This is a genomic window from Streptococcus sp. SGI.013 (assembly GCF_050315295.1).
Classification (GTDB): Bacteria; Bacillota; Bacilli; order Lactobacillales; family Streptococcaceae; genus Streptococcus; species Streptococcus porcorum.
On record NZ_JBNPOS010000064.1, the window covers coordinates 1 to 2,236 of the forward strand.

At 45.0% G+C, this 2,236-nt stretch carries 1 pseudogene; it reads left to right on the forward strand.

Annotated features, from left to right (window positions below):
• Positions 1-2,236, forward strand: a pseudogene (locus ACQRDX_RS09195) (hypothetical protein); the annotation flags it as partial.

The following is a 2,236-nucleotide window of genomic DNA, read 5'->3' on the forward strand; positions in this document are numbered from 1 at the left end:
CACTCCTCAAACAAAAGAAGAAGCACGTGCTGTTCTTGAACAAGTAACTTCAGAAGCTGAGATCTTGGTTGACCTTGGTCAAAAAGAATTAGCAGAAGCAGCTGATACTAATCTTGAAACAGCGGTCTCAGCCACTAAAGCAGAAGTGGCTGCAGCGAAAATTGTTTTAGGCAACACTTCAGCAACAGTTGAAGAAATTCAAGCACAAGTTGTAGCGATCAAAACAGCTAATGATTCATTGGGAACTGAGTTGTTGAAACGTGATGAAGATGGTGTCCTTACGGCGATGTTGGCAGATATCAATGCTTCAGCAGTCAATGAAGGTAACGGTACCTTTAACCCAGGTGGTGTTGCACTCATCGAGCCAAACCCAGACATGCAGGATCCTAACAAGGCAGAAGCTCAATCAGCAACGCAAGGTACAATTGTTGCGACAACAACTGCTGGCTACTTGACCTTCAAGTACTACCCATTCTCAGCTTGGTATGATGGAACTGTCGGTTCACCAAATGGTTACGGCTTGTCATCATCAAACGGTGCCTACATCCGTGCCTCTGTAGCAGAAGATCTTTCAGGAACAGTCTTACTTGAGTTGGTTGATAAGTCAAACAACATCCTAGACACTAAGACAGTGACACCAGGTGAAAAAGCTGAGTTTACAACCTTCCAAGATTCTGCAGGTGGTCGCCCAGTTGTTGCTGAGTACGATACAACAACGGCGTCAGATACGTCATATGGAACCTTGAAAGTTCTCTATGATGAGAATACCATTCAACCAAACGTTCAGGTTCCGGGTGTGGTTGCCAACACAACAACTTACGTGACTGAAGCTGGTGAAGTTCTTGGTACTTACACCATCGCAACGATTCCTGGCTTGACAAACATCCCATCAGATGTCCGTGACTTCCCAGGCTTTGACTACGTTCGCACAGAAACAACCGCTGTAGATGTAACACCACAGTCTAGCATTCCTTATGTTATCCGTGTACGTCAAGGTTACCCAACTAACGATTCTCAAGGTGGTAAATACATCCAGTACAAAACGATCGCAACTCCGATTGCTGGAACACATGATTACACAGAAGCAATCTATGTTGCGGATCCAAACTACACAGGTACGCATGACTTCCGCTCAACAACGACAGAAGGCTTCATCAAAGTATTTGAATCATCTGTCCTTTCAAAAGGTGTAACAAACACTAATAACATGTTGCCAGCGTCATTCTTGGATACTTACACAGTAACTAAGTTGACAACAGATCCAAATGATCCTAAAAAACAAGTCGAGTCAGCGCCAATTACGGATCCTGCTGAATTGGATTTGAATTCACTTAAAGCCAATGAATGGTTCAAACTAGATCTTAAAGAAAACCCTGACTATGTTTACCTATCACGCTTCCAAATCGGACCGGCAACGACAGGAGCAGTTAATCGTCTTTTATTACACTTTGGACGTGACTTCAACCCGGATGATGTTACAAATCCAGGTGAAACCATTGACCCAGCAACAGGTAAACCAGTATCAGGTCTTGACTTGACTGGTATCACGCTTCCATATACCTTCTCTTATGCAGGCGTTGAGATGACTGAAACAACTCACGTTTATAAGAAGAATGAAGACGAGTACAACTCATTGTCAGACTCATTGTCAGAATCAGGTTCTGAGTCAGGTTCAGCTTCAGAATCAGAAGTAGCGTCAGCATCTGAGTCAGTATCAGCATCAGAATCTGTAGTGGAATCTGAATCAGAGTCAGCGTCAGCGTCTGAGTCAGCAGTAGAATCAGCGTCTGAGTCAGCATCAGCATCTGAATCAGCGTCAGCATCTGAGTCAGCATCAGCATCTGAGTCAACATCAGCATCTGAGTCAGCGTCAGCATCTGAGTCAACATCAGCATCTGAGTCAGCGTCAGCATCTGAGTCAGCATCAGCATCTGAATCAGCGTCAGCATCTGAGTCAGCTTCGACATCAGCGTCTGAGTCAGCTTCAACATCAGCATCTGAGTCAGCAAGCACATCAGCGTCTGAATCAGCATCAACATCAGCGTCTGAGTCAGCTTCAACATCAGCATCTGAGTCAGCAAGCACATCAGCATCTGAATCAGCTTCAACATCAGCGTCTGAGTCAGCTTCAACATCAGCGTCTGAGTCAGCTTCAACATCAGCGTCTGAGTCAGCTTCAACATCAGCGTCTGAGTCAGCTTCAACATCAGCGTCTGAATCAGCAAGCACATCAGCG